This is a genomic window from Variovorax sp. MHTC-1 (assembly GCF_003984645.1).
GTDB lineage: Bacteria > Pseudomonadota > Gammaproteobacteria > Burkholderiales > Burkholderiaceae_C > Variovorax.
Genome location: NZ_RWKI01000006.1, coordinates 324,788 through 349,139, shown reverse-complemented (window position 1 = coordinate 349,139; position 24,352 = coordinate 324,788). Strand labels below are relative to the sequence as shown.

The window sequence follows — 24,352 nt, the reverse complement described above, 5'->3', positions numbered from 1 at the left end:
CGTGTCGCGCGCGCCTTCCCCCTCGCCGGGGGCAACACCGACGGCCCGGCACAGCCGGTTCCGTGGTGTTCCTGGAAGGGGTCCGGATCAACCTAAGGAGACATTGTTCATGAAACGCATCTTTCTCAAGACCCTGCTCGCCGGCGCCGCCATGGGCCTGATCGGCCTCGCGCCGCTGGCCCAGGCGCAGGACAAGGGCCCGATCGCGATCTCGATGCCGACCAAGTCCTCGGCGCGCTGGATCGCCGACGGCACCAACATGGTCAAGTACTTCAAGGAGAAGGGCTACAAGACCGATCTCCAGTACGCCGACGACGACATCCCGAACCAGCTCGCGCAGATCGAGAACATGGTGACGAAGGGCGCGAAGGTGCTGGTGATCGCCGCGATCGATGGCAGCACCCTGTCGGACGTGCTGCAGAAGGCGGCCGACAGGGGCGTGAAAGTGATCGCCTACGACCGGCTCATCAAGGGCTCGAAGAACGTCGACTACTACGCGACCTTCGACAACTTCCAGGTCGGCGTGCTGCAGGCGGGCTACATCGAGCAGGCGCTGAAGCTGAAGGAAGGCAAGGGCCCGTACAACATCGAGCTCTTCGGCGGCTCGCCGGACGACAACAACGCCTTCTTCTTCTACAACGGCGCGATGTCGGTGCTCAAGCCCTACATCGACAGCGGCAAGCTGGTGGTGCGCAGCAAGCAGCTGGGCATGGACAAGGTTTCCACGCTGCGCTGGGACGGCGCGGTGGCGCAGGCGCGCATGGACAACCTGCTGTCGGCCTACTACACCAAGGACCGCGTCGATGCAGTGCTCTCGCCCTACGACGGCCTCTCGATCGGCATCATCTCCTCGCTGAAGGGCGTGGGCTACGGCTCGGGCCAGCAGCCGATGCCGGTGGTGACGGGGCAGGATGCCGAAGTGCCCTCGGTCAAGTCGATCCTGCGCAAGGAGCAGACGGCCACCGTGTTCAAGGACACGCGCGAACTGGCCAAGGTGACGGTGAACATGGTGGACGCGATGCTTGCCGGCAAGACGCCGGAGGTGAACGACACCAAGACCTACAACAACGGCGTCAAGGTCGTGCCCTCCTACCTGCTCAAGCCGGTCAGCGTCGACGCATCGAACTGGAAGCAGGCACTGGTCGACAGCGGCTACTACAAGGAAAGCCAGATCAAGTAGCCGCGGCGGCAGGCGGAGGTTCGAAGGAGACAGGGTGAACGATGTGATTCTGGAGATGCGCGGCATCACCAAGACCTTTCCGGGGGTGAACGCGCTGGACAACGTCAACCTCGCGGTGCGCGCGGGCGAGATCCACGCGGTGGTGGGCGAGAACGGCGCGGGCAAGTCGACGCTGATGAAGGTGCTCAGTGGGGTCTATCCCTGCGACAGCTATTCCGGCGAGATCCGCTTCGAGGGCGAGCTGCGCCGCTTCCACGACATCGCCGACAGCGAGAAGCTCGGCATCATCATCATCCACCAGGAGCTCGCGCTGGTGCCGCTGTTGTCGATCGCCGAGAACATCTTCCTCGGCAACGAGACGGCGCGTGGCGGCGTGATCGACTGGTTCTCCGCCTATGCGAAGACGCGCGAGCTCTTGGCCAAGGTCGGCCTGAAGGAGCCGCCGACCGCGCTGATCACCGACCTCGGCGTCGGCAAGCAGCAGCTGGTGGAGATCGCGAAGGCGCTCTCGAAGGAGGTCAAGCTCCTGATCCTCGACGAGCCGACGGCGAGCCTCAACGAGAGCGACAGCGATGCGCTGCTGCAGCTCCTGCTCGGCCTCAAGAAGCAAGGCATCTCCTCGATCCTCATCTCGCACAAGCTCAACGAGATCGCCAAGGTGGCTGACTCGATCACCGTGCTGCGCGACGGCGCCACCGTCGAGACCATGGACTGCCGCACCGCGCCGATCAGCGAGGACCGGATCATCCGCGGCATGGTGGGGCGCGACATGGCGCACCGCTATCCCGAGCGCACGCCGCAGATCGGCGAGACCGTGTTCGAGGTGCGCGACTGGCGCGTGCACCACGCGCTGCATGCCGAGCGCGAGCAGATCAAGGGCGTGAACCTGCACGTGCGGCGCGGCGAGATCGTCGGCATCGCCGGCCTCATGGGCGCCGGCCGCACCGAGTTCGCGATGAGCGTGTTCGGGCGCTCCTACGGCCAGCGCATCAGCGGCTCGGTCTTCATGCACGGCAAGGAAGTGGACGTTTCCACCATCGGCCGCGCGATCGACCACGGCATCGCCTACGTCACCGAAGACCGCAAGGGCGCCGGCCTGGTGCTGGAGGAGGACATCCGAAAGAACGTGAGCCTCGCCAATCTGGCGGCCATCTCGGACGGCGGCGTGATCGACGACGCGCGCGAGTTCAAGGTCGCCAACGAGTACCGCCGCGCGCTCGGCATCCGCTGCGCCGGCGTCGACCAGCAGGTGCTCAACCTGTCGGGCGGCAACCAGCAGAAGGTGGTGCTCGCCAAGTGGCTGTTCGTGAAGCCCGAACTGCTGATCCTCGACGAGCCCACGCGCGGCATCGACGTCGGCGCCAAGTACGAGATCTACACCATCATCGACCAGCTCGCGAGCCAGGGCAAAGGCATTCTCATGATTTCTTCCGAACTGCCCGAACTGCTGGGCATGTGCGACCGCATCTATGTGATGAACGAGGGGCGATTCGTCGCCGAACTTCCTGCCGCCGAAGCGTCGCAGGAAAAGATCATGCGGGCCATCGTGGCCTCGGGGAGCAGCGTCCATGAGTGAAAAGGCTCCCCTCCAGCCTGGCCCCCTTCGTGTGACTCAGACACCCCCCCTCCGGGCGCAGCCCCAGCGGCCCGGCGAAGCCGGTTCCGCGGGGGTCCTGGCGGGGGAGGCGCATTCAGGCTTCCTCAAGAACAACCTGCGCGAATACGGCATGCTGATCTCGCTGGTCGCGATCATGGTGCTGTTCCAGGTGCTGACGGACGGCACGCTGATGCGGCCGCTGAACCTCACCAACCTGCTGCTGCAGAACAGCTACATCGTGATCATGGCGCTCGGCATGCTGCTGGTGATCGTGGCCGGGCACATCGACCTGTCGGTCGGCTCGGTCTGCGGCTTCATCGGCGCGCTGGCGGCGGTGCTGATGGTGGAGTACGAGTGGCATTTCGTGCCGACCTTCATCGTCTGCCTGATCGCCGGCGGCCTGATCGGCGCCTCGCAGGGCTGGTTCGTGGCCTTCTTCCGTATCCCCTCCTTCATCGTCACGCTGGCCGGCATGCTGGTCTTCAAGGGGCTGACGCTGGCGCTGCTCGCGGGGCAGTCGGTGGGCCCCTTCCCCGAGACCTTCCAGAAACTGAGCTCGGGCTTCGTGCCCGACCTGGGGGTCAGCGGCGGCCTGCACCTGAGCTCGCTCGCGCTCGGCGCGCTGGCGGCGGTGGCGCTGGTGTTCTTCAAGCTGCGCGGCCGCGCCAAGCTGGCGCAGCACGGCATGGAGCAGGAGCCCTACGCCTTCTTCCTCGTCAAGAACCTGTTCTTCGCCGCGGTCATCCTGCTGCTGAGCTACCTGCTGGCCACCTACAAGGGCCTGCCGAACGTGCTGATCGTGATGGCGGTGCTGATCGTGGCCTACGACTTCGTGACCAGCCGCACCACGGTCGGCCGCCGCATCTACGCGCTGGGCGGCAACGAGAAGGCCGCGCGGCTGTCGGGCATCAAGACGCAGCGGCTCGCCTTCCTGACTTTCGTCAACATGGGCGTGCTGGCGGCGCTGGCCGGACTGGTGTTCGCGGCGCGCCTCAACACGGCCACGCCGAAGGCGGGGCTCGGCTTCGAACTCGACGTGATCGCGGCCTGCTTCATCGGCGGCGCTTCGGCCTCGGGCGGCGTCGGCAAGGTGATGGGTGCGGTCATCGGCGCCTTCGTCATGGGCGTGATGAACAACGGCATGTCGATCCTCGGCATCGGCATCGACTACCAGCAGGTCATCAAGGGCCTGGTGCTGCTGGCCGCGGTGTTCATCGACGTCTACAACAAGAACAAGTAGATGAACGCCGCTTCCTCCGACGCGCCGGTGCTGGAGCTCGCCGGCATCGACAAGCAGTTCAACGGCGTGCCGGCGCTGCGCGGCGTCGCGCTCAAGCTCCGGCCGGGCGAGATCCATGCGCTGATGGGACAGAACGGCGCGGGCAAGTCGACGCTCATCAAGGTGCTGACCGGCGTCCATGCCGCCGACGCCGGCGAGATGCGGCTCGCGGGGCAGCCGATCCGGCCCGGCTCGCCGCTCGAGGCGCAGCGCATGGGCATCAGCACGGTCTACCAGGAAGTCAATCTCTGCCCGAACCTGTCGGTGGCCGAGAACATGTTCTCTGGGCGCTATCCGCGCTGCGGCCCGGCGCAGGGCTTTCGCATCGACTGGGCGAAGGTGAACCGCGATGCGCGCGCGCTGCTGGCGCGGCTGGACGTGGACATCGATGTTTCGCAGCTGCTGTCGAGCTATTCGGTGGCCGTGCAGCAGATGGTGGCGATCGCGCGCGCGCTCGGCCTCTCGTCCCGCGTGCTGATCCTCGACGAGCCGACCTCGAGCCTCGACGACGAAGAGGTGAAGAGCCTGTTCGCGGTGCTGCGGCGGCTGCGCAGCGAGGGCCTGGCGATCCTGTTCATCACGCATTTCCTGAACCAGGTCTATGCCGTGTCGGACCGCATCACGGTGCTGCGCAACGGCAGCTGGGTGGGCGAGTGGCGCGCGAGCGAGCTCGGTCCGCAGGCGCTCATCTCCGCCATGGTGGGGCGCGAGTTCGCGGCGCAGGCCGCCGGCCCTGCGCAGCTGCCGGCCCTCGAGGAGTTCGCGCCCGCGGTGCTGCAAGCCGACGGCCTGGGCCAGCGCGGGCAGCTGCAGCCGGTCGACCTCAGCGTGCGCGCGGGCGAGGTGGTGGGGCTGGCCGGCCTGCTGGGCGCCGGCCGTACCGAGCTGGCGCGGCTGCTGTTCGGCCTGGCGAAGCCGGATTGCGGCCGCCTGCGCGTGGACGGCGTCGCCGTCGAACTCGCCAGCCCGGCCGATGCGGTGAAGCATGGGCTCGCGCTGTGTCCCGAGGAGCGCAAGACCGAGGGCATCGTGGCCGAGCTCTCGCTGCGCGAGAACATCGCGCTGGCCCTGCAGGCGAGCATGGGGCTGCGCCGCACGCTTTCGCGCGCCGAGCAGACGGCGCTGGCGGAGCGCTTCGTCAAGGCGCTGGGCATCAAGACCGCGAGCGTCGAGACGCCGATCGGACTGCTCTCGGGCGGCAACCAGCAGAAGGCGGTGCTCGCGCGCTGGCTGGCGACCCGGCCGCGCCTCTTGATCCTCGACGAGCCGACGCGCGGCATCGATGTCGCGGCCAAGCAGGAAATCATGGACGAGATCCTGCGGCTCGCCGGCGATGGCATGGCGGTGCTGTTCATCTCCTCCGAAATGAACGAGGTGGTGCGCGTCTCGCACCGCATCGCGGTGCTGCGCGAGCGGCGCAAGGTGGGCGAGCTGCCGGCGGGCAGCAGCGAGGACGCGGTCTACGAACTGATCGCGGCGGAATCATGAGCGCATCGTTTTCCGAATCCTTCAGGCGGATGTTCGGTCACCGCCTCGCATGGCCGGTGGTCACGCTGCTTTTGCTGCTGGCCGTCAACGCGGCCTTCAACCCGAGCTTCCTACATCTGGAATGGCGCGACGGCCATCTCTACGGCAGCCTGATCGACATCCTCAACCGCGCGGCGCCGCTGGTGCTGGTGTCGCTCGGCATGACGCTGGTCATCGCCACCCGCGGCATCGACATCTCGGTCGGCGCGGTGGTGGCCATCGCCGCGGCGATCGCGGCCTGGATGATCGGCGGATCGCTGGTGGTCGCCAACGGCGCCGCCGCCGAGGTCAGCCGCTTCCCGATGTGGCTGGCCATCCTCGCGGCGCTCGGTGCGGCGGCGGCCTGCGGGTTGTGGAACGGTCTGCTGGTCGCGCGCGTCGGCATGCAGCCGATCATCGCGACGCTGATCCTCATGGTGGCCGGGCGCGGCATCGCGCAGCTGATCACCGGCGGCCAGATCATCACGATCTACTACTCCCCGTTCTTCTTCATCGGCAGCGGCTACCTGTTCGGGCTGCCCTTCTCGGTGTACATCGCCGCGCTGGTGCTGGCGATCGTCTACTTCGGCATCACGCGCAGCGCGCTGGGACTCTTCATCCAGGCGGTGGGCATCAATCCGGGCGCGGCGCGCGTGGCCGGCGTGCGCGCGCGCCGCGTCATCGTCGGCGCCTACATGTTCTGCGGCTTCTGCGCCGGCGTCGCGGGGCTCCTGATCAGCTCCAACGTGAAGAGCGCCGACGGCAACAACGCGGGCCAGCTGCTGGAGCTAGACGCCATCCTCGCCGTCACGCTCGGCGGCACGGCGCTCACCGGCGGCCGCTTCAGCCTGATCGGCAGCGTGATCGGCGCGCTGATCATCCAGACGCTGACCTATGCCATCTATTCGCTGGGCGTGCCGCCGGAGATCAACCTGGTGGTGAAGGCGGCGGTGGTGTTCGCGGTCATGCTGCTGCAATCGGCGGAGTTCCGCGCCAGCATGCGCACGCTGGTGCAGCGGCCGGTGCGCGGCGAGGTGAAGCCATGAGCGCGGTGGTGTCACGCACGCCCGAAGCTGCGGCGCCGGAGATTGCGGCTGCGCCGAAGCCTCGGCGCATGAACCCCAAGTACCTGCCGCTGAGCGCGACCATCTCGCTCTTCATGCTGATGGCGACGCTGGGCTCGGTGTTCTACGACGGCTTCTTCTCGCCGCAGGTGTTCCTGAACCTGCTGATCGACAACGCCTTCCTGTGCATCGTCGCCGTCGGCCTGACCTTCGTGATCCTGTCGGGCGGCATCGACCTGTCGGTGGGATCGGTGATCGCGCTGACCACCATGGTCTCGGCCTCGCTGGTCGAGAAGCACGGCTGGAGCCCGGCCATCGTGATCCCGCTGGTGCTGGCCATGGGCACGCTGTTCGGGGCGTTCATGGGCGTTCTGATCGAGCGCTTCCGGCTCCAGCCCTTCATCGTCACGCTGGCCGGCATGTTCCTCGCGCGCGGCCTCTGCTATCTGATCAGCATCGACTCGATCAGCATCACCAACGCCTTCTACTCCGAGGTGTCGCAGTGGCGGATGCCGGTCTGGGGCGAGGCCTCGATCTCGGCCAGCGGGCTGATCGCGCTGGCGGTGGTGGCGCTCGCGGTCTTCGTCGCGCACTACACGCCCTTCGGCCGCACCGTCTATGCGATCGGCGGCAACGAACAGTCGGCCTTGCTGATGGGGCTGCCGGTGCGCTCGACGGTGGTCGGCGTCTACACGCTGTCGGGCTTCTGCTCGGCGCTGGCCGGCGTGGTGTTCACCTTCTACATGCTGTCCGGCTACGGGCTGCACGCGGTCGGGCTCGAGCTGGATGCCATTGCGGCGGTGGTGATCGGCGGCACGCTGCTCACCGGCGGCGTCGGCTACGTCGTCGGCACGCTGTTCGGCGTGCTGATGCTGGGCATCATCCAGACCCTCATTTCCTTCGACGGCACGCTGAGCTCCTGGTGGACGCGCATCGTCGTCGGCGCGCTGCTCTTCGTCTTCTGTCTCCTGCAACGCCTGTTCGCCGCGCGCAACCCCGGCCGCGGCTAGAAAGCTTCATCGCATGCCCCCGACCCCCAAGAAACTGCGCTCGACCGAATGGTTCGGATCGGCCGACAAGAACGGCTTCATGTACCGAAGCTGGATGAAGAACCAGGGCATCCCGGACCACGAGTTCGACGGCCGGCCGATCATCGGCATCTGCAATACCTGGTCGGAGCTGACGCCCTGCAACGCGCACTTCCGCAAGATCGCCGAGCACGTGAAGCGCGGCGTGTCGGAGGCGGGCGGCTTCCCGGTCGAGTTTCCGGTGTTCTCCAACGGCGAGTCGAACCTGCGCCCGACCGCGATGCTGACGCGCAACCTCGCGAGCATGGACGTGGAAGAGGCGATCCGCGGCAATCCGATCGACGCGGTGGTGCTGCTCACCGGCTGCGACAAGACCACGCCTGCCCTGCTGATGGGCGCGGCGAGCTGCGACATTCCCGCGATCGTGGTCACGGGCGGGCCGATGCTCAACGGCAAGCTGGAAGGCCGCGACATCGGCTCCGGGACGGCCGTGTGGCGGCTGCACGAGTCGATGAAGGCCGGCGAGATCGACGTGCACCAGTTCCTCTCGGCCGAGGCCGGCATGTCGCGCTCCGCCGGCACCTGCAACACCATGGGCACGGCGTCCACGATGGCCTGCATGGCGGAGGCGCTGGGCACTTCGCTGCCGCACAACGCCGCGATTCCCGCCGTCGACGCGCGCCGCTACGTGCTGGCGCAGATGTCGGGCATGCGGGCCGTCGAGATGGCGCGCGAAGGGCTGACGCTGTCGAAGATCCTCACGCGCGAGGCTTTCGAGAACGCGATCCGCACCAACGCCGCGATCGGCGGCTCGACCAATGCCGTGATCCATCTGAAAGCCATCGCAGGGCGGATGGGGGTCCCGCTGGAGCTCGAGGACTGGACGCGCATCGGCCGCGGTACGCCGACGCTGGTCGACCTGATGCCCTCCGGCCGCTTCCTGATGGAGGAGTTCTACTACGCGGGCGGCCTGCCGGCCGTGCTGCGGCGGCTCGGCGAGAACGGCCTCTTGCCGCATCCCGATGCGCTCACGGTCAACGGCAAGTCGCTGTGGGACAACGTGCGCGATGCGCCGAGCTGCAACGACGAGGTGATCCGCCCGCTGGCCCGGCCGCTGGTCGAGGACGGCGGCATCTGCATCCTGCGCGGCAACCTGTCGCCGCGCGGCGCGGTGCTGAAGCCTTCGGCCGCTTCGCCCGAGCTGCTCAAGCACCGCGGCCGCGCCGTGGTGTTCGAGAACCTGGAGCACTACAAGGAGCGCATCGTCGACGAGTCGCTGGAGGTGGACGCGAGCTCCGTGCTGGTGATGAAGAACTGCGGCCCCAAGGGCTATCCCGGCATGGCCGAGGTCGGCAACATGGGCCTGCCGCCGAAGCTGCTGCGCCAGGGCATCACGGACATGGTGCGTATTTCCGACGCGCGCATGAGCGGTACCGCCTACGGCACCGTGGTGCTGCACGTGGCGCCGGAGGCCGCCGACGGCGGCCCGCTGGCGGCGGTGCGCGACGGCGACTGGATCGAGCTCGACTGCGAGCAGGGCCGCCTGCACCTGGACATCAGCGACGCCGAGCTGGCCGAGCGCCTGCGTGCCGTCGCCGTGCAGGAAGCGCCCGAGACGGGCGGCGGCTACCGGCGCCTCTACGTCGAGCACGTGCTGCAGGCGGACGAGGGCTGCGACTTCGACTTCCTCGTCGGCTGCCGCGGCGCCGCGGTGCCGCGTCATTCCCATTGAATCTGGAGCCTTCGCATGACTTCTTCCCGCCAACGCCGCTACCAGGGCATCTTTCCGGTGGCGCCCACCACCTTCACCGAAACGGGCGAGCTGGACCTCGCGAGCCAGAAGCGCTGCATCGATTTCATGATCGAGTCGGGCTCCGACGGCATCTGCATCCTGGCGAATTTCTCCGAGCAGTTCGTGCTCGCGGACGACGAGCGCGAGCTCCTGACCCGCACCATCCTCGAACACGTGGCCGGGCGCGTGCCGGTGATCGTGACCACCACCCACTTCAGCACCAAGGTCTGCGCCGAGCGCAGCCGCCGCGCGCAGGACATGGGCGCCGCGATGCTGATGGTGATGCCGCCCTATCACGGCGCCACCTTCCGCGTGCCCGAGCCGCAGATCTTCGACTTCTACGCGCGCCTGTCCGACGCGGTGGACATCCCGATCATGGTCCAGGACGCGCCGGCCAGCGGCACCGTGCTTTCGGCGCCCTTTCTCGCCTGCATGGCGACGGAGATCGAGCACGTGGCCTACTTCAAGATCGAGACCGCGGGCGCCGCCTCGAAGCTGCGCGAACTCATCCGCCTGGGCGGCGATGCGGTCGAAGGCCCGTGGGACGGCGAAGAGGCGATCACCTTGATGCCCGACCTCGATGCCGGCGCCACCGGCTCGATGACGGGCGGCGCCTACGCCGACGGCATCCGGCCGATCATCATGGACCACCTGGCCGGCCGACGCGAGGCCGCCTTCGCGCGCTACCAGCAGTGGCTGCCGCTGATCAACTACGAGAACCGGCAGGCTGGCTTGCTCGCCTGCAAGGCGCTGATGAAGGAGGGCGGGGTGATCAACTGCGAAGCCCCGCGCCATCCCCTGCCGGCGATGCATCCCGATACGCGCGCCGGCCTGATCGACACGGCGCGGCGGCTCGATCCGCTGGTGCTGCGCTGGGCCCGGTGAAGGGCGCGGCTCAGCGCTTGGATCGCTTCCAGAACGGCTGCGCGCCGGCGATCTTTTCGAGCGCGTCGCGGCATTTCAGCGCGCTTGCGGGCTGACGCGCCGCGAGCCAGCCGACCGCGAACCATGCCCGCCCGTCGCGCTGGGCCGCGTCGCGGTAGGCGGCGATGGCCATCGCGGCATCGTTGTGCGTGCCGAGCGCGTCCTGCGCCGGGCGCAGTTCCTTCAGATAGCGCTTCGCGCCGTGGCCGAACAAGGGCGCGACGAACTCGCCCAGGTAGCGCAGCCGCTTGAGGCGCTTGCGTACGCGATGCTGTTCCTCGACCGCGAGCGCATCGAAGCGCCGGCCGTCGCGCACCACTTGCCGGTGCAGCTTCGACAGCCGCGCGCGCAGCGGCTTGCGGGCCGGCGGGTCGGGTTCTTCGCCGGTGGGCTCTTCTTCGGGCAGCGAGGCTTCGATCAGGCTCATCAGCACGAGCTGGAAGGGTGCCGAACGGACCACCTCGGCCGGGGCCGGCGACGGATCGTCCGGCGAGCTGTCGTGCAATGTCACCGACGGGCCGCCGGTGGCTTCGATCTGCGGCTGCATGATCTGCTGCAGTTGCTCGCGGTCGCGCTGGCGGCCCAGCGCGCGGAATGCGTCGACCAGGGCGGGCTCCCATGCCGGATCGACGGAAGGCGCGAGCTCGGCCATCTCGCGCAAAGCGGTGCGCAGGCGCCGGATGCCGACGCGCAGCTGGTGCACGTGCTCGGGATCGGTGCTGCCGGCCGCGACCTCGCTGGCATTGGGCAGGATCTGCGCCAGGCAGCTGTTCAGCACCGCGCGAAAGACCTGCGCGCCGCTCGGATCGCCGCCCAGTTTCGGCGCGTCGGCCTTGATCGGCTCGCCGTATTCGGCGCCCTTGGCCAGCCGCTCTCCGCGCGCCGATTTGGACACGGTGTCGAGCCACAGGCCGTAGCGCATGCACCAGCGGCGCGCGAGCTCCAGCATCGACTGCGGGCTGCCGCTCTTGAGCTCGATCTCCAGTTCGCACACCGCGTGCAGCTGCTCACCGGCGCGCACTTCGCCGCGGTCGAAGGCGAGCTCGACCCGCGCATCGCCGGTGCGCATCTCGCGCAGGGTGCGGCGGATATCGGTGAGGTAGAGCGGCACCAGAACGGCGTCGGCCGGCTCGTGTCCGGCCGCGCGCAAGGCCTTCGCGATCAACTCGCCGACCGGCGTGCCTTCATGGCGCTCGATGCGCGGCGGCGGCACCTCGCCGGCACGCTCGGTGCGGAGGTCGGCGTTGTGCTCGTGGCGCTGCAAGGGACCTTCTGCAGGAGCCTTGGCGGTCTGTATCCAGTTCTTGCCTTCCTTGCGCACGCGCAGCACGAGTTTCTGTGCCGCCAAGGCACCGTCGGCGGTGTCGAAATAACGCGCCTGGAGGCGGGTGCGCTGCGAATGGCCGCGCGCGACCGCCGCCTCGACGGCGGCGCGTTGTTGCGCGTCGACCTGGAACTTGAGTTCGAACTCGATCACTGCGGGGGCATCAACCCGGCAGCTCGCTGATCTGCAGCGACAGGTCGAACAGCTTGGACTTGCTGGCGTAGTAGCGGTCGAGCCGCCATTCCTTCAGGATGTCCATGGCCAGCTGGAAGCTCTTGTAGTCGAGGTCGTAGAGCGTGACCAGCTCGAAGCTGCGCTCCGATTCGAGAGCCAGGACGAGCCGGGCCAGGATCTGGGCCGACTCGTTGGCCGGGTCCGTTTCGATGAATCGGCGTGCGACCTTGATGGCGTTCATGGGGTTGGGGCTTCGGAGTTGACGAGCCCACGACTATAGCCAGCACCCCCGCGGCCTTTTATGACAGCCGCGTGACAATGTAGGGCTTTGGTCTTCGTCTCAACGAAGCGGGAGTGGCGCCATCGGTGCCGGCGCTGTCATCGGCGCGGGCGCGGTCATCGGCTCCGGCCTGGTCATCGGCGCTGCCGGCGGCGCGGTCATCGGCGTCGGCGCCACGATCGGCGTCACGGTTTCGCGGATCACGCCGCCACCCAGCACGCTGCCTTCCATGGTGGTCCTGCCGGTGCCGAGCACGCGCTGCTCGCACGCGGTCCGGTCTGCCGGCGGCTGCAGGGTGCAGCGCGCCAATGCGTTCTGTTGGTAGTTGATGGGTGCGGCGCTGGTCAAGCCGCCGCGCCGCGCTTCATGGCGTGCCGCGCCGGCTTCTCGAAGGCAGGCGGTGCGATCCTGCAGAACGCCGTCGCAGACAGCGCGCTCGCGCTGCAGGGTGGCATCGGAACCGGCCGCCTGGGCGATGGCCGACGAGGCACCGATCAGGCCGCCCGCAGCAAGCAGGACGGCAAAGGTCGAACGAATGGGCGTTTTCATGAGAGCACTCCTTGACTGGGGACGGCGCAGCGCGCCGCCGGTCAAGGCAGTCTGGTAGCGGCCAGCGGGGCAGACTGTGGGACAGCGTGGCCGCGATCCTGCCCAGGTGTCGCGGCTTCGTGTGGGAAACGTCCGGCAGGACGGCCGGGCTGCCGCCGGCTCAGAGCGCTCAGCCTGCGGCGATGCGCTTAGCCAGGTGAGCGAGCGCTTCCTCGACCTGGTCGACCAGGATCAGCGAAAGATCGCCTGGCTGAAGCCTGTCGAGGGCCGTGTCGATGGCGATGAATTCGCCGCGGATCTCGTCGATGGCACGGGTGCGCTGCGCGCCTTCGAGCCCTTGCCGCAGCAGCGCCATGACCTCGCCGTCGGCGCGGCCGCGCTGGGCCGCGTCCTGGTAGAGGATCACGTCGTCGAAGGCCTGGCCGAGGATCGCGGTCTGGTCGCGGATGTCGCAGTCGCGGCGGTCGCCGGCGCCGCTGATCACCACCGAGCGCTTCTTCGCCGGCATGGTGTCGACCGCGGCCACCAGCGCGCGCATGGCGTCGGTGTTGTGGCCGTAGTCGGCGATCACGGTGGCGCCGCGGTAGTCCATCACGTTGAAGCGGCCCGGCACGCCGGCGGCATCGTTCTTGAAGCTCGCGAGGCCGCTGCGGATGGTGTCCCAGTCCAGGCCCACGGCCCAGGCCGCTGCGACCGAGGCCATCACGTTGTCGACCTGGAAGCCGATGGTGCCGTTGCGCGTGATCTGCACGTCGCGCAGCGCAATGCGCTCGCGCCACGAGCCTTCGGCGGCGACGAGCGTGTCCTGGTCGACGTAGAGGGTGCGCTTGCCCTGCGCGCGGTGCGTGGCCATCACCGGATGCTGCCGGTCGGCGGCGAAGAAGATCACGCTGCCGGGGCAGGTGGCGGCCATCGCGGCCACGTTGGGGTCGGCCGCATTGAGCACCGCGTAGCCGCCGGGCGCCACGTTGCGCACGATCACGCGCTTGAGCACCGCGAGGTCTTCCACCGTGGTGATGTAGTTGAGTCCGAGGTGGTCGCCGCTGCCGATGTTGGTCACCACTGCCACCTGGCAGCGGTCGAAGCCCAGGCCCTCGCGCAGCACGCCGCCGCGCGCCACTTCGAACACCGCCGCGTCGACGTCCGGATGCAGCAGCACGTTGCGCGCGCTCTTCGGGCCACTGCAGTCGCCGCTGTCGGTCTGGCGGCCGTCGACGTAGACGCCGTCGGTGTTGGTCATGCCGGTGCGCAGGCCGCTGGAGGCGAGCAGGTGGTTGATCAGGCGCGCGGTGGTGGTCTTGCCGTTGGTGCCGGTCACTGCCACCACCGGGATGCGGCCGTCGTCGCCGTGGGCGAACAGCGTGTCCATCACCGCCTCGCCGACCGCGCGGCCGCGGCCGAAGGAGGGCGAGATATGCATGCGCAGCCCCGGCGCAGCATTGACCTCGACCACGCCGCCGTGCTGCTCCTCCAGCGGGCGCAGCACGTTCTCGCAGACCATGTCGACGCCGCAGATGTGCAGCCCGACCATCTGCGCGGCATCGACCGCGCGCGCCGCGACTTCGGGATGCACGGTGTCGGTCACGTCGGTGGCGGTGCCGCCGGTCGAGAGGTTGGCGTTGTTGCGCAGCACCACGCGCTGGCCGAGCGCGGGCACGCTGTCGGGCGCGAGGCCTTGGGCTTCGAGGCGGCCGATCGCGATCTCGTCGAGCCGGATCTTGGTGAGCGAGGTCGCGTGGCCTTCGCCCCGGCGCGGGTCCTGGTTGACCAGGCCGACCAGCTGGCGCACGGTCTGCCTGCCGTCGCCGATCACCTGGGGCGGATCGCGCCGCGCCGCCGCCACCAGCTTGTCGCCCACCACCAGCAGGCGGAAGTCGAAGCCCGGCAGGAATTTCTCGACCATCACTTCGCCGTAGGCCGCGGCCGAGTCGTAGGCGGCGAGCAGCTGCTCGCGCGTCGTGATGTTGACCGTGACGCCCTTGCCCTGGTTGCCGTCCTGCGGCTTCACGACCACCGGCAGGCCGATCTCTCGTGCGGCGGCCCAGCCGTCATCCGCGTCGCGGACCGGGCGGCCCAGCGGCACCGGCACGCCGGCCGCGTTGAGCAGCTGCTTGGTGAGCTCCTTGTCCTGCGCGATCGATTCGGCCACGCCGCTGGTGCTGTCGACCTCGGCGGCCTGGATGCGGCGCTGCTTCGAACCCCAGCCGAACTGCACCAGGCTGCCGCGGGTGAGGCGGCGATAGGGGATGCCGCGCGCCACGGCCGCGTCGACGATCGAGCCCGTGCTCGGCCCCAGGCGCTCGGACTCGTCGAGGTCGCGCAGTTCGGTGATGGCCGCGGCGGCGTCGAAGGCCGTGCCGGCCTGCGCGGCGGCGATCAGCTGCTCGGCCAGCTCGAGGGCGCGCCGGCCGACCGGTTCTTCGCTGTACTGGAAGGCGACCTGGTAGATGCCTTCATCGACGGTCCGCGCGGTGTGGCCGAAGTTCACCGCGCAGCCGGCCTGGGCCTGCAGCGCCACGGCCGCGTTCTCGAGCACATGCGCCAGCGCGAGCGGCTGGCCGAGCACGATCGGGTGCAGCTCGCCGATGGTCGGGAACAGCGCGCGCAGGCGCGTTTCGAAGCCGGGCAGGCGGCGGATCGCGTTCTCGTCGCCGGTGCACCTGACGATCGCTTCGATGCAGGTGTGGCGGCTCCAGAGATTGGGCCCGCGCAGGGCGCGGATGCGGGTGACTTCCATAAGGGTGGGGCAGTAGGGCGCCGGCGAACCTGGGGTTCTGCCGGTCAGGCCAGTTGAAGTTCGGGCGAAAGCAGGGTCTGGGACAGCTGCAGCGAGGCGAGCGCCGACTGCAGGTCGGCTTCGAAAGCTTCGACGCCGGCGCCGATCAGGCCGAGCGGAATGCCCAGCGCCCAGGCCGCGGCAACCGCGGCGAGCAGGCTCTCGAGGCCGACGCCCGCATGCGTGGCGCGCCAGATGGTCAGCCGGCCGAGGCCGGGGAGGAAGGATTCGCTGCTGCCGTTGGCCAGCACCACGCGGTCTTGCCGCACCAGCACGGCCTTGCCGCCGGCGCTCTGGTGCTTGGCCAGTGCCTCGGCTTGCGGGTCGATCGAATAGAGGATCACCTCGCCATCGCACAGCGGCGCAAGGCCGGCGACGCGCATGTCCGCGGCGTTCAGCACGGCGGTGCCTTCGGGCAGCACCACGTCGACCTGGGTGCGCAGCACCCTGACCATCTGGTCGCTCTCGGTAATGTCGAACTCGGCCAGGTCTTCGGCGCCGTCGAGATCGGTCACGATGCCGACCTCGCAGCGGTCGTAGGCCAGGCCGTCGCGCAGGATGGTCTGGGCGCCGTTCTCGATCACCACCGCCTGCACGGCCCGATTCACCAGCAGGCGGCGGCCGGCGTCCCAGGTGGCGCTGTCGCGCGCGTCGACGCGGCGGCGCTCGAGGAACAAGCCGTCGCGGCAGGCCAGGCCGGTATGGCGTCCGCCCAGGCCGATCAGCCACGCGACCAGGCGCGAGAGCACGGCGGTGCCGCGCGAGCCGGCCACGCCGACCACCGGGATGCGGCCCGGCGCGTCGTCGGGAAAGAGGTGGTCGCAGATGGCGCGGCCCACCGGGCGCGGCGAGCCGACGGCCGGCTTCAGGTGCATCAGCAGACCGGGGCCGGCGTTGACTTCGACGATGGCGCCGCCTTGCTGCGCCAGCGGGCGACCGATGTCCTGGGCCACGAGGTCGACACCGGCGATGTCGAGGCCGACCACGCGGACCGCCAGCACGGCGGCATGCGCGACCTCGGGATGCACCTGGTCGGTGCAGTCGATGGCCATGTTGCCGTTGCGCTGGATCGTGACGACCCGGCCGGCGGCGGGCACGGCGGCCGCGTCCAGTTCCTGGCGCTTGAGCTCGAGCTGCAGCTTGGCGTCGGTCGCGACGTCGATCACGTCGAGCGGGAATTCTTCTTCCGCGCCGCGCCGCGGGTCGCTGTTGAGCTGGCTGTCGATCAGCTGGGCCACGGTGGAGGCGCCGTCGCCGGTCACCGTGATGATCTCGCCGCGCGCGGCCGCGACCACCTGGCCGCCGACCACCAGCAGGCGATGCTCGTGGCCGCGGATGAAGCGCTCGACCATCACGTCGCTGCCCTCGGGCTCGGCGACGGCGAAGGCGGCTTCCACTTCCTCGCGGGTATGGAGCTCGAGCGAGACGCCGCGGCCGTGGTTGGCGTCGGAGGGCTTGACGGCCACCGGCAGGCCGATGTCTTCGGCGGCTTCCCAGGCTTCCTGCGCGTTGGCCACCACCTGGCCTTCGGGCACCGGCACGCCGCAGTTGGCCAGCAAGGACTTGGTGAGCTCCTTGTCGCTGGCGATCGATTCGCCGATCGCACTGGTGTAGTCGGTCTCGGCGGTCCAGATGCGCTGCTGGTTGGCGCCGTAGCCGAGCTGAACCAGGTTGCCGCTGTTGAGCCGCATGTGCGGTATGCCGCGGTCGGTGGCGGCGCTGACGATGCAGGCCGTGCTCGGGCCCAGGTAGCAGTCCTCGACCTTGGCCTTGACCGCATCGACCGCGCGCTGCACGTCGGCGGCCTCGAAGGGGTCGTTGTTGATGGCGGCCATCAGCAGGCGGTGGCCCTCGGCCAGGGCGACGCGGGCGACCTGCTCGTCGCGGGCGCGGAACACCATGCGGTAGACGCCGTACTTGGAGGTGCTGCGCGTCTGGCCGAAACCCGTCGGCATGCCGGCCAGGTTGAGCAGCTCGATCACGACGTGCTCCAGCACGTGGCCCGACCAGGTGCCCTCGGTCAGGCGCTGGATGAAGCCGCCGCGTTCGCCGACGCCGCAATGGTGCTCGATCAGGGCCGGCAGCAGCCTGGTCAGGCGCTCGGTGAAGCCGGAGATCTTGTTGGAGGGATAGTCCTCGAGCGCGCCGAGGTCGAGCCAGACTTCCAATACGGGCCGGTAGGTCCAGAGGTTGGGGCCGCGCAAATAGTTGACGCGCAAGAGGCGGATGTCGTCGAAACGGGTCATGAGAACGTTCGTTGTGCTTTGACCGAGCACGGGGCCGACTTCAGGCGCGCCCATGGTCATCGGTCAGAATCGGCGCCCGGCAGGCGCCATGAAGGGCCCCGTCGCGGGCCAGAGACACAGAAACACAATGCAACATCACGATCCAGTCGGCACCCCGGAGGGCGGAGAAGAGGAGGCCTCTGAGGCACTGAAAAGCCGGCTCAGAGCCGCGGAAAACGTTCTGGCGACCGTGCCGGTTGACCTCGATGGCGAACTTCGGTTTGCGTCCGGCCTGTTGGCGCTGACCGATCGGCGCCTGCTGGCCCGCGATTCCGAAGGCGCCTGGGCCGAATGGCCGCTGGCCGCGCCGGGGCTGGATTTGCAACTGGCCGACCACGCCGGCGTCGGCACCCTCGACCTGCTGGATCTGCGCGGGCGGCTGGCGCGCTGGCGCTATACCCTGCGCCACCAGGCGGCCGCGCTGCGGCTGCAGAAGCTGTTCGGCCAGCAGGCGGCTGGTGTCGCGCAGGCGACAGCAGTGGCCGCCGAGGCGGACGAGGCGGCACTTTCCGAGCCCGAGCTCCAGACCCCGCCCTCCACCTGGGTCCTGTTGCGGCTGGGCCGTTTCGCCAAGCCTTACCGCAAGCAGCTGATCGCCGGCTTCCTGCTCACCCTGGCCTCGACCGCCGCCACGCTGGTGCCGCCCTACCTGACCATTCCGCTGATGGACGACATCCTGATCCCGTTCCAGAACGGCCAGCAGATCGCCTTCGGCAAGGTCGCGATGTTCCTCAGTGCGCTGCTGGCCGCCGCGCTGGCCGGCTGGGCGCTGGGCTGGGCCCGCACCTACCTGCTGGCGCTGGTGTCCGAACGCATCGGCGCCGACCTGCGCACCACCACTTACGAACACTTGCTCACCTTGCCGCTCGATTACTTCGGCGGCAAGCGCACCGGCGACCTGATGGCGCGCATCGGTTCGGAGACCGACCGCATCAACGTTTTCCTCTCGCTGCATGCGCTGGACTTCCTGACCGACGTGCTGATGATCGCGATGACCGCGGTGATCCTGGTCTCGATCAATCCGCTCTTGGCCGTGGTCACGCTGGTGCCGCTGCCCTTCATCGCCTGGATGATCCACGTGGTGCGCGACCGGCTGCGCACCGGCTTCGAGAAGATCGACCGCGTCTGGAGCGAGGTCACCAACGTGCTGGCCGACACCATTCCCGGCATCCGCGTGGTCAAGGCCTTCGCGCAGGAAAAGCGTGAGGCGCGCCGCTTCCATGCCGCCAATGCCTACAACCTGCAGGTCAACGACAAGCTCAACAAGACCTGGTCGCTGTTCACGCCCAGCGTGTCGCTGCTCACCGAGATCGGGCTGCTGGTGGTCTGGGGCTTCGGCATCTGGCAGGTAGCGCGCGGCCGCATCACGGTCGGCGTGCTGACGGCATTCATCGCCTACATCGGGCGCTTCTACACGCGGCTCGATTCGATGAGCCGCATCGTCTCGGTCACGCAGAAGGCGGCCGCCGGCGCCAAGCGCATCTTCGACATCCTCGACCACGTGAGCAACGTGCCCGAGCCGGCGAATCCGGTGAAGGTCGAGCGCGTGCAGGGGCGCATCGAGATGGCCGATGTCGGTTTCCGCTACGGCAGCCGCGCCGTGATCCGCGACCTCGACCTGGTGATCGAGCCGGGCGAGATGATCGGCCTGGTCGGCCACAGCGGCTCGGGCAAGAGCACGCTGGTCAACCTGATCTGCCGCTTCTACGACGTGACCGACGGCGCCATCCTGGTCGACGGCACCGACATCCGCCGCTTCGCCGTGGCCGACTACCGGCGCCATGTCGGGCTGGTGCTGCAGGAGCCCTTCCTGTTCTTCGGCACCATCGCGCAGAACATCGCCTACGGCAAGCCCGGTGCCACGCGCGAGGAAATCGTCGCCGCGGCGCGCGCCGCCCATGCGCACGACTTCATCCTGCGCCTCCCGCACGGCTACGACTCGCTGGTCGGCGAGCGCGGGCAGGGCTTGTCGGGCGGCGAGCGGCAGCGCATCAGCATTGCGCGCGCATTGCTGATCGACCCGCGCATCCTGATCCTCGACGAGGCGACCTCGGCGGTCGACACCGAGACCGAGAAGGAAATCCAGAAGGCGCTCGACAACCTGGTGCAGGGCCGCACCACCATCGCCATCGCGCACCGGCTCTCTACCTTGCGCAAGGCCGACCGGCTGGTCGTGATGGACCGCGGCGAGATCGTCGAGGTCGGTCCGCACGATGCGCTGATGGACAAGCAGGGTGCCTACTGGCGGCTCTACCAGGCGCAGCTGCGGCAGGCCGACGACGAAAGCCCGGGTTCCGCGGCCGAGCGCGCTTCGGTCGCGCTGGCGCTCGGCGGCCATGCGGCGCATCCGGCGGGTGAGGCATGAACGCCGCCCGGCCGCCCGAAGGCGCGAACGCCCCCTTTGGGGGCAGCGCAGCACACGAAGTGGCAAGCGTGGGGGCAAAGAACCTCGATTGCCAATTGGAACGCGACGGCTTCGGCCGTCTGGTGCTGGTCGACGCCGAGGGCGTCCGCCATGCCGGCGTGGTGCCGGTGCGCGCCTTCCCGCTCAGCGCGCCGGGCGACGGCCTGTCGCTGGTCGGCAGCGACGGCCGCGAGCTGCTGTGGATCGATCGCGTCGACGACTTGCCCGAGGAAGTGCGTACGCTGCTGGCGCAGGAACTGGCCGCGCGCGACTTCGCCCCCACGCTGCGGAAGCTGCACAAGGTGTCGAGCTTCGGCGTGCCCAGCACCTGGCAGGTGAGCACCGACCGCGGCGAGACCAGCTTCGTGCTCAAGGCCGAGGAAGACATCCGCCGGCTCGAAGGCGGCGCGCTGCTGATCGCGAGCGCGCACGGGGTGCAGTTCCGCATTCCCGATGTGACGGCGCTGGACCGGGGGTCGCGGAAGTTGCTGGAGCGGTTTCTATGAAGTTCGATACCCTTTCTGCAGCAAAAAACCGAACGCGTGTGCGCTCACCGACGCCTCGGGAAACGAATTCAGGAGTGGTCTCTGACGATGAGCGGCGCTTGCTGATGCGAAAGAAGGCGGGTTTTTGGATCTTCGTCTTGCCGTTCCACGTGCCACACGTGACGTCTCGCCAGGTCAAGGACTTGCTGGAAGGCCGGCCCTGACAAACTTGCACCCCCGCCCGACACGTCGACCACCACCATGCACACCACCGCCCTCGTCCTGTTCTCCGGCGGCCAGGACTCCACCACCTGCCTGGCCGAGGCGCTCGCCAAGTACGAGCGCGTCGAGACCATCGGTTTCGACTACGGCCAGCGCCATCGCGTCGAGCTCGAGGCGCGCACCACCGTGCTTGCGCACCTGCGCGAGCGCTTCCCGCATTGGGCGCCGCGGCTGGGCGAAGACCACCTGTTGAACGTCGACGTGCTGGGCCAGGTCAGCAGTTCATCGCTCACGCAGGACATCGCGTTCGAGATGCAGGCCAACGGACTGCCCAACACCTTCGTGCCGGGCCGCAATCTGATGTTCCTCACGCTGGCCGGCGCGCTGGCCTATCGGCGCGGGCTGGAGGTGATCGTCACCGGCGTGTGCGAGACCGACTTCTCGGGCTATCCCGACTGCCGCGACGACACCATGAAGGCGATGCAGCTCGCGCTTTCGCTCGGCATGGATCGGCGTTTCGTGATCGAGACGCCGTTGATGTGGATCGACAAGGCCGCGACCTGGGCGATGGCGCACCGCCTGGGCGGCGAGCCGCTGGTCGAGCTGATCGTCGAGGACACGCACACCTGCTACCTCGGCGACCGCACGCAGCGCCATGCCTGGGGCCATGGCTGCGGCAGCTGCCCGGCTTGCGAGCTGCGCGCGCGCGGCTGGGAGCGCTACGCCGCGTCCAGCCGGTAGCGCGCATCGGCGCCTTCGGGCTGCGGCACCAGGGTCCAGCGCTTGTCATGGAAAGCCCCGGCCGAGGCGCGGTGGGCGATCGACACCATGGCTCCTCCTGCCGCACGCACGCCCTCGGCCAGGCGCCTGTACAGCGTCTCCTCGGCCTGCGCATCGAGCGCGCTGGTGGCCTCGTCGGCGAACAGCCAAGCCGGCTTCTTGAGCAGCACCCGCGCGATCGCCAGGCGCTGCTGCTCGCCGCCGGAAAGCTTCTGGGTCCAGGCGTCGCTGTCGTCCAGGCGCGCTGCAAGGTCGGGCAGCAGGGCATCCTCGAGCGCCTGCTTCAGCTGCGCGTCGCTGTACTCGCTCGCCGGCTGCGGATAGGCCAGCGCATCGCGCAGCCGGCCGTCGGGCACGTAGGGCCGCTGCGGAATGAACATCGCGTTCTCCGGCATCGACACCCGGCCGCGGGCGAAGGGCCAGATGCCCGCGAAGGCACGGAACAAAGTCGATTTGCCGCTGCCCGAGGGGCCTTGCAGGAGCACGCTGTCGCCGGGCTTCACCATGAGCGCGGCGTTCTGGATCAGCGACGCTCCGCCCGGCAGCGCCACGGTGAGGTCGTCGGCGCGCAAGCCTTCGCCGCCGCCGGAGGGCGCGCGCTCCACCGCGCTGGCCGCGCCGGCGTGGGCTCGCATGGCGGCCTCGAAGGAAGTGAGCCGGTCGGCGGTGGCGCGCCAGACGGCGACGCGGTCGTAGTTGTCGACGAACCAGCTGAGCGAATCCTGCACGCGCCCGAAAGCCGAGTTGACCTGCATCAGCTGGCCGAGCTGGATGGCGCCGCTGAAGAAGCGCGGCGCCTGCACGATGAAGGCGAAGATCACCGAGGCTTGCCCGAAGGAAGCCGTGAAGGCGACCAGGTTCTTCTGCTTGCCGATCAGCTTCAGGTAGTTCTTCAGCACGGAGCCGAAGCGCAGCTGGAGCTGGCCATGTTCGACCTGTTCGCCGCGATCGAGCGCGATGGCTTCGCTGTATTCGCGAACCCGCATCAGGTGGTGCCGGAAGTCGGCCTCGTAGCGCTGCTGCTGGAAGTTCAGGCCGATCAGCGGCCGCCCGATGAAGTGCGTGATCACGGTGCCGGCTGCGCAGTAGGCCAGCGCAATCCACACCATCGAGCCCGGCACCGTGTAGCTGCTGCCGAAGAAGGGGACGCTGACCACGCCGCTGAGCGTCCAGAGGATGCCGATGAAGCTCACCAGGGTCACCACGGCATTGAGCAGGCCCATCGACAGCGTCATCGTGTAGTCGGTGAAGAGCTGCATGTCTTCCTGGATGCGCTGGTCGGGGTTGTCGGGCGTCTGGCCGTCCTGCTGCCCGTAGCGCGCGAGTTCGAGGCGGTAGAAGGTGCGGTCGGCCATCCAGCGCGCGAGATAGCTGCGCGTCATCCAGGCGCGCCAGCGCAGCTGCAGGAGCTGCGTCAGATAGAACTTGAGGATCGCGATCACGATGTAGCCGGCCGCGATCCAGCAGAAAAAGACGATTTCCCTCCAGAACACCGCCTGGTCCTTGTTCTGCAGCGCGTCGTAGAAGCGCCCGAACCACTGGTTGTTGAGCACCAGCATGTAGACCGTGCCGAGGTTGAGCGCCACGATCGTGGCGAGCAGCCCGCGCGCCTTCCATTTTTCTTCCGAGCTGAAGTAGGGCGCGGCCAGCGCGCCGATGCGGCGCAGGGTCGAGAGCAAGCTCGTGGAACCGTCGGGAGTAGTCATTGGGATGAGCGTGAGTTGGCCGGCGCGCGAAGCTGCGCCTTGCATTCATCGTATCGCCTGGACGCGCCGCATTCTTAGACGGCGCTGAAGCGCCGGGTCAGCGCAGATTGCTGATGCCGCTTGCGACGTGGCCCGAAGGCACGTGGCGCGCGGCCGCGTCGACATGGCCGGTCTGGTCGTCGAAGAAGAAATCGGGCTCGAACTCGCGCAGGAACTCGCCCTTGGGCAGGCCGCCGAGGAACATGGCCTCGTCGATGCGGATGTTCCAGTTCATCAGGGTCTGGATCGCGCGCCGGTGCGCCGGCGCGCCGCGCGCCGTGACAAGTGCGGTACGGACGCGCATCCCGGTGTTCGACGCGTGCTGCAGCCTGTGCAATGCCACCAGGAAGGGCTTGAAGGGGCCGGCCCCCAGCGGAACGGAGGCCTTGCTTGTCTCGTGTGCCTGAAACGCGTCCAGGCCTTCCAGCTGGTACACCTTCTCGGCTTCGTCGGAAAAAATGACAGCGTCGCCGTCGAAGGCGATCCGGACTTCGTCGGGATGCAGGGCGCTGGCGAGCACGCCGTCAACGCGGACGTGCGCGGCGGGAAAGCCGGCGGCGAGCGCTTCGCGCACATCTGTTGCATTGGCCGACAGGAAGATGTCGGCGTTGAGCGGCCGAAGGTAGCGGTAGGGAGGCCGTCCCTGCGTGAACACGCCGCGCTGAACACGCAGCTCCGCCGCGGCTCCGGAATTGAAGATGCGCATGCCGGAGACGGGATCGTTGCGCGAGAGGATCACCACCTCCACCCGCTGGACGCCGTCGTCGTTGAAGCGCAGCAGCTTGCGGATCATCGAGTAAGCGATACCGGGCGCAGCGGGAACGTCCAGTCGTTCGAGCTGAAGCCTCATGTAGGCATCGGGGTCTCCGGCATCGAACAGGCGATTCTCTTCCTCGAGGTTGAACAGCGCGCGCGAGGAGATCGCGACCACCAGCTTGTCGTCGAGGGTCACGGGCAT

19 protein-coding genes are annotated in these 24,352 nt (G+C 68.6%); 12 read left to right on the top strand and 7 right to left on the bottom strand.

Annotated elements, in window-relative coordinates; genetic code table 11:
* Positions 1 to 109: 109 nt before the first annotated feature.
* From chvE to EJI01_RS13470, 8 genes are read left to right on the top strand one after another with little or no spacing between them, the layout of a single operon-like run.
* Complete coding sequence (chvE, locus tag EJI01_RS13505; protein WP_126837652.1) at positions 110 to 1,180, top strand: multiple monosaccharide ABC transporter substrate-binding protein; 1,071 nt, start codon at positions 110 to 112, stop codon at positions 1,178 to 1,180.
* Between the two features lie 55 nt (positions 1,181 to 1,235).
* Positions 1,236 to 2,756: a multiple monosaccharide ABC transporter ATP-binding protein gene (gene mmsA, locus EJI01_RS13500; protein ID WP_126837703.1), complete on the top strand. Its 1,521-nt coding sequence runs from the start codon at positions 1,236 to 1,238 to the stop codon at positions 2,754 to 2,756.
* On the top strand, positions 2,749 to 4,017 hold the full coding sequence (mmsB, locus tag EJI01_RS13495) for a multiple monosaccharide ABC transporter permease (protein WP_126837651.1): 1,269 nt from the start codon (positions 2,749 to 2,751) through the stop codon (positions 4,015 to 4,017). Before mmsA ends, mmsB begins: the two co-directional genes overlap by 8 nt.
* Positions 4,018 to 5,544: a sugar ABC transporter ATP-binding protein gene (locus EJI01_RS13490; RefSeq protein ID WP_126837650.1), complete on the top strand. Its 1,527-nt coding sequence runs from the start codon at positions 4,018 to 4,020 to the stop codon at positions 5,542 to 5,544.
* A complete protein-coding gene (locus tag EJI01_RS13485; protein ID WP_126837649.1) occupies positions 5,541 to 6,608 on the top strand; it encodes an ABC transporter permease in 1,068 nt (355 codons plus the stop codon). The genes EJI01_RS13490 and EJI01_RS13485 overlap by 4 nt, the downstream gene beginning before the upstream one ends.
* The gene (gene yjfF / locus EJI01_RS13480; RefSeq protein WP_126837648.1) at positions 6,605 to 7,636 is read left to right on the top strand and encodes a galactofuranose ABC transporter, permease protein YjfF; all 1,032 of its coding nucleotides are present in this window, start codon (positions 6,605 to 6,607) and stop codon (positions 7,634 to 7,636) included. Before EJI01_RS13485 ends, yjfF begins: the two co-directional genes overlap by 4 nt.
* Before the next feature lie 13 nt (positions 7,637 to 7,649).
* Entirely contained in the window at positions 7,650 to 9,386 is a 1,737-nt protein-coding gene (locus tag EJI01_RS13475; RefSeq protein ID WP_126837647.1) for an IlvD/Edd family dehydratase, read from the top strand.
* A 15-nt stretch (positions 9,387 to 9,401) separates the two neighbouring features.
* Positions 9,402 to 10,331, top strand: a complete 930-nt coding sequence (locus EJI01_RS13470) for a dihydrodipicolinate synthase family protein (protein ID WP_126837646.1) — start codon at positions 9,402 to 9,404, stop codon at positions 10,329 to 10,331.
* A gap of 10 nt (positions 10,332 to 10,341) precedes the next feature.
* On the opposite strand, the gene EJI01_RS13465 is transcribed toward EJI01_RS13470, so the two are convergent.
* The 5 genes from EJI01_RS13465 to cphA (EJI01_RS13445) all read right to left on the bottom strand — a co-directional run bounded on the left by EJI01_RS13465 (position 10,342) and on the right by cphA (EJI01_RS13445) (position 17,719).
* Positions 10,342 to 11,847 (bottom strand): CYTH and CHAD domain-containing protein, encoded by a 1,506-nt coding sequence (locus tag EJI01_RS13465; protein WP_260602440.1) that lies wholly within the window; start codon positions 11,845 to 11,847, stop codon positions 10,342 to 10,344.
* 10 nt (positions 11,848 to 11,857) lie between these two features.
* Positions 11,858 to 12,109 carry a hypothetical protein gene (locus tag EJI01_RS13460; protein ID WP_126837645.1) on the bottom strand — a complete coding sequence of 84 codons (252 nt, stop codon included), beginning with the start codon at positions 12,107 to 12,109 and terminating at the stop codon, positions 11,858 to 11,860.
* Positions 12,110 to 12,208: 99 nt separating this feature from the next.
* Complete coding sequence (locus EJI01_RS13455; RefSeq protein WP_126837644.1) at positions 12,209 to 12,697, bottom strand: hypothetical protein; 489 nt, start codon at positions 12,695 to 12,697, stop codon at positions 12,209 to 12,211.
* Positions 12,698 to 12,866: 169 nt separating this feature from the next.
* On the bottom strand, positions 12,867 to 15,434 hold the full coding sequence (gene cphA, locus EJI01_RS13450; RefSeq protein WP_126837643.1) for a cyanophycin synthetase: 2,568 nt from the start codon (positions 15,432 to 15,434) through the stop codon (positions 12,867 to 12,869).
* 44 nt (positions 15,435 to 15,478) lie between these two features.
* The gene (gene cphA / locus EJI01_RS13445; protein WP_409513947.1) at positions 15,479 to 17,719 is read right to left on the bottom strand and encodes a cyanophycin synthetase; all 2,241 of its coding nucleotides are present in this window, start codon (positions 17,717 to 17,719) and stop codon (positions 15,479 to 15,481) included.
* Between the two features lie 127 nt (positions 17,720 to 17,846).
* On the opposite strand from cphA (EJI01_RS13445), the gene EJI01_RS13440 reads away from it, so the two are divergent.
* From EJI01_RS13440 to queC, 4 genes are all read left to right on the top strand, one after another.
* Positions 17,847 to 20,123 carry an ABC transporter ATP-binding protein gene (locus EJI01_RS13440; RefSeq protein WP_126837641.1) on the top strand — a complete coding sequence of 759 codons (2,277 nt, stop codon included), beginning with the start codon at positions 17,847 to 17,849 and terminating at the stop codon, positions 20,121 to 20,123.
* Positions 20,124 to 20,191: 68 nt separating this feature from the next.
* Positions 20,192 to 20,668: a DUF1854 domain-containing protein gene (locus EJI01_RS13435; protein WP_260602439.1), complete on the top strand. Its 477-nt coding sequence runs from the start codon at positions 20,192 to 20,194 to the stop codon at positions 20,666 to 20,668.
* The gene (locus tag EJI01_RS13430) at positions 20,665 to 20,871 is read left to right on the top strand and encodes a hypothetical protein (protein ID WP_126837639.1); all 207 of its coding nucleotides are present in this window, start codon (positions 20,665 to 20,667) and stop codon (positions 20,869 to 20,871) included. The genes EJI01_RS13435 and EJI01_RS13430 overlap by 4 nt, the downstream gene beginning before the upstream one ends.
* A gap of 37 nt (positions 20,872 to 20,908) precedes the next feature.
* The gene (gene queC, locus EJI01_RS13425; RefSeq protein WP_126837638.1) at positions 20,909 to 21,610 is read left to right on the top strand and encodes a 7-cyano-7-deazaguanine synthase QueC; all 702 of its coding nucleotides are present in this window, start codon (positions 20,909 to 20,911) and stop codon (positions 21,608 to 21,610) included.
* On the opposite strand, the gene EJI01_RS13420 is transcribed toward queC, so the two are convergent.
* Both EJI01_RS13420 and EJI01_RS13415 read right to left on the bottom strand, forming a co-directional pair.
* Complete coding sequence (locus tag EJI01_RS13420; RefSeq protein ID WP_126837637.1) at positions 21,589 to 23,355, bottom strand: ABC transporter ATP-binding protein/permease; 1,767 nt, start codon at positions 23,353 to 23,355, stop codon at positions 21,589 to 21,591. The two genes, queC and EJI01_RS13420, sit on opposite strands and share 22 nt — an antisense overlap.
* A gap of 97 nt (positions 23,356 to 23,452) precedes the next feature.
* Positions 23,453 to 24,352: a 5'-nucleotidase gene (locus EJI01_RS13415; protein WP_126837636.1), complete on the bottom strand. Its 900-nt coding sequence runs from the start codon at positions 24,350 to 24,352 to the stop codon at positions 23,453 to 23,455.

What these genes read in the sequence shown, in the direction of transcription:
- chvE (WP_126837652.1), top strand. Translation starts at nt 110, where the DNA reads ATGAAACGCATCTTTCTCAAGACCCTGCTCGCCGGCGCCGCCATGGGC.
- mmsA (WP_126837703.1), top strand. Translation starts at nt 1,236, where the DNA reads ATGCGCGGCATCACCAAGACCTTTCCGGGGGTGAACGCGCTGGACAAC.
- mmsB (WP_126837651.1), top strand. Translation starts at nt 2,749, where the DNA reads ATGAGTGAAAAGGCTCCCCTCCAGCCTGGCCCCCTTCGTGTGACTCAG.
- EJI01_RS13490 (WP_126837650.1), top strand. Translation starts at nt 4,018, where the DNA reads ATGAACGCCGCTTCCTCCGACGCGCCGGTGCTGGAGCTCGCCGGCATC.
- EJI01_RS13485 (WP_126837649.1), top strand. Translation starts at nt 5,541, where the DNA reads ATGAGCGCATCGTTTTCCGAATCCTTCAGGCGGATGTTCGGTCACCGC.
- yjfF (WP_126837648.1), top strand. Translation starts at nt 6,605, where the DNA reads ATGAGCGCGGTGGTGTCACGCACGCCCGAAGCTGCGGCGCCGGAGATT.
- EJI01_RS13475 (WP_126837647.1), top strand. Translation starts at nt 7,650, where the DNA reads ATGCCCCCGACCCCCAAGAAACTGCGCTCGACCGAATGGTTCGGATCG.
- EJI01_RS13470 (WP_126837646.1), top strand. Translation starts at nt 9,402, where the DNA reads ATGACTTCTTCCCGCCAACGCCGCTACCAGGGCATCTTTCCGGTGGCG.
- EJI01_RS13460 (WP_126837645.1), bottom strand. Translation starts at nt 12,109, where the DNA reads ATGAACGCCATCAAGGTCGCACGCCGATTCATCGAAACGGACCCGGCC.
- EJI01_RS13455 (WP_126837644.1), bottom strand. Translation starts at nt 12,697, where the DNA reads ATGAAAACGCCCATTCGTTCGACCTTTGCCGTCCTGCTTGCTGCGGGC.
- cphA (WP_126837643.1), bottom strand. Translation starts at nt 15,434, where the DNA reads ATGGAAGTCACCCGCATCCGCGCCCTGCGCGGGCCCAATCTCTGGAGC.
- cphA (WP_409513947.1), bottom strand. Translation starts at nt 17,719, where the DNA reads ATGACCCGTTTCGACGACATCCGCCTCTTGCGCGTCAACTATTTGCGC.
- EJI01_RS13440 (WP_126837641.1), top strand. Translation starts at nt 17,847, where the DNA reads ATGCAACATCACGATCCAGTCGGCACCCCGGAGGGCGGAGAAGAGGAG.
- EJI01_RS13430 (WP_126837639.1), top strand. Translation starts at nt 20,665, where the DNA reads ATGAAGTTCGATACCCTTTCTGCAGCAAAAAACCGAACGCGTGTGCGC.
- queC (WP_126837638.1), top strand. Translation starts at nt 20,909, where the DNA reads ATGCACACCACCGCCCTCGTCCTGTTCTCCGGCGGCCAGGACTCCACC.
- EJI01_RS13420 (WP_126837637.1), bottom strand. Translation starts at nt 23,355, where the DNA reads ATGACTACTCCCGACGGTTCCACGAGCTTGCTCTCGACCCTGCGCCGC.
- EJI01_RS13415 (WP_126837636.1), bottom strand. Translation starts at nt 24,352, where the DNA reads ATGCCCGTGACCCTCGACGACAAGCTGGTGGTCGCGATCTCCTCGCGC.